Below are 1,867 nucleotides of genomic sequence, written 5' to 3' on the forward strand. Positions count from 1 at the left end.
TTTTATTTTCCGTCCTCTCAGTCGAGTAAGTAAGAGGAATTTCACCCCAAACTTCTCACAGAACCGTACGTGAAAGTCTCCTTTCATACGGCTCTTATCATTCAACACTATCAATTTATCTATAACTCCAATGAGCAAATAATTTTGGCTCTCTAGTTTTTACCTCTAAGAGCCACTTTTCTGCTCGTTGCCTACGCCCACGTAAGTGTTTATATTTGCACATAGCCCATATTACTATCCTACGTTGTATACATTCAATAGTATACTTAATAGCTGATGGATTGTATTTGTTAAAATAATTTATCCAACCTCTAACAATTGGATTTATTATTTCCGCAATAATATTTATATTGCTACCAGTCATTTTATGTAATTCCATCTCTTTAATCTTATTCCTTAGACTTTTGCATGCTTTTTGACTTGCCGAGGCTATAAAATTATTTCTTAACTTACCATCTCTACATTTAATGTATACAGCCCTGTATGTGTATCCTAAAAAGTCAAATTGAGTTATAGGATAATCTTTAGTTCTGTCTTTATCTTTACAATAAATAATCCTTGTTTTATCTGGATGTAGTTCTAACTTACATTGTTTCATCCTCAGAGTTAAAGCTTCCTTTATTTCTTTTGCTTGCTTTTCTGACTTACAATGTATAACAGCATCATCTGCATATCTAGCAAAGGGAGCCATTGGGTAATTTCTCTCCATCCATATATCAAATACATAATGTAAAAATATATTTGCTAATACAGGACTTATTACACCTCCTTGCGGAGTACCGGAGTTTCTCTCTATAACCCTACCTTTCTTTGTTACAAAAGGTGCTGTTAACCATCTTCTTATATAGAGTTTCATCCACTTTTCTTCTGTGTGTAATTCAACAGCTTTCATAAGTAATTCATGGTCAATATTATCAAATAGTCCCTTTATATCAAATTCTATTACATAATCATATCTCCAACATCTTTCCCTTACTTTTCCAACTGCATCTATAGCAGATTTATTGACTCTATATCCATAAGAATCCTTATGAAATATTGGCTCTACTTTAGGTTCTAAATACATCCTTGCTATCATTTGTGCAATTCTATCTGATATAGTAGGTATTCCTAGAGTTCTAGTTCCACCATTCTTTTTTGGTATTTCTACTGCCAGTACTGGCGACGGAAAGTAACTTCCTGAACTCATTCTATTCCATATCTTGTATAGGTTATCTTTTAGATTTTCTTCGAACTTTTCAAAATCTACTCCATCTACACCTGCACTTCCCCTATTGAATTTTACTTTTTTGTATGCTTCTAAAACTACCTTCTTAGATATATTGTATTGTTTGCTTTCCTTCATATAATCCTCCTAGATTTCCAGTTGTTATTTGATGTCAAGCTGAATGATGATACCCCTTTGCTCCATAATTATTACAATTACTTCATCACTACTACGAGTATCTCCGCCCCTATATAGTACCTCTCTACTTTCAGTCTTGTTTTTCTGCAACTTGTACTTTTTCGATTTTCATTACTATACAGGTTCCCATGTTCCATATAAACGCCTAATATATGCTCATGCCATCTTAATACCGTTTAGCAGATAGTCAGCTTTACAGGTATCTTCTATCCTTATCCTTATTCAGTGGTGAAGAATAAGTTTTGCTAAAGTCTTACGCTTTCGATACTTCTTCAATGGTTCACTTTCGTTCATCTTCATATATCTTACATGACTATTTCTTATAGCCTTTTCCTTAATCGCTCACTACCATGACTTTTAATCATAGCAACATTAAGGTTGTTTGGTAGGCTTGCCTGTTCAATTCCTACCGAAGGACCTTCCTTCATCATTTATATAGCTTTCATGGCACACCACCACCGT

The 1,867-nt window shown here is 34.0% G+C and carries 1 protein-coding gene; it reads right to left on the reverse strand.

All coding sequences use genetic code 11. The features are described from left to right. Positions 1-115 precede the first annotated feature (115 nt). A complete protein-coding gene (ltrA, locus tag I2E98_RS15765) occupies positions 116-1,345 on the reverse strand; it encodes a group II intron reverse transcriptase/maturase (protein WP_195469810.1) in 1,230 nt (409 codons plus the stop codon). Positions 1,346-1,867: the final 522 nt, after the last annotated feature.

Origin of the sequence: Clostridium sp. D43t1_170807_H7, from assembly GCF_015555905.1 — a bacterium.
Classification (GTDB): domain Bacteria; phylum Bacillota; class Clostridia; order Clostridiales; family Clostridiaceae; genus Clostridium.

What these genes read in the sequence shown, in the direction of transcription:
- ltrA (WP_195469810.1), bottom strand. Translation starts at nt 1,345, where the DNA reads ATGAAGGAAAGCAAACAATACAATATATCTAAGAAGGTAGTTTTAGAA.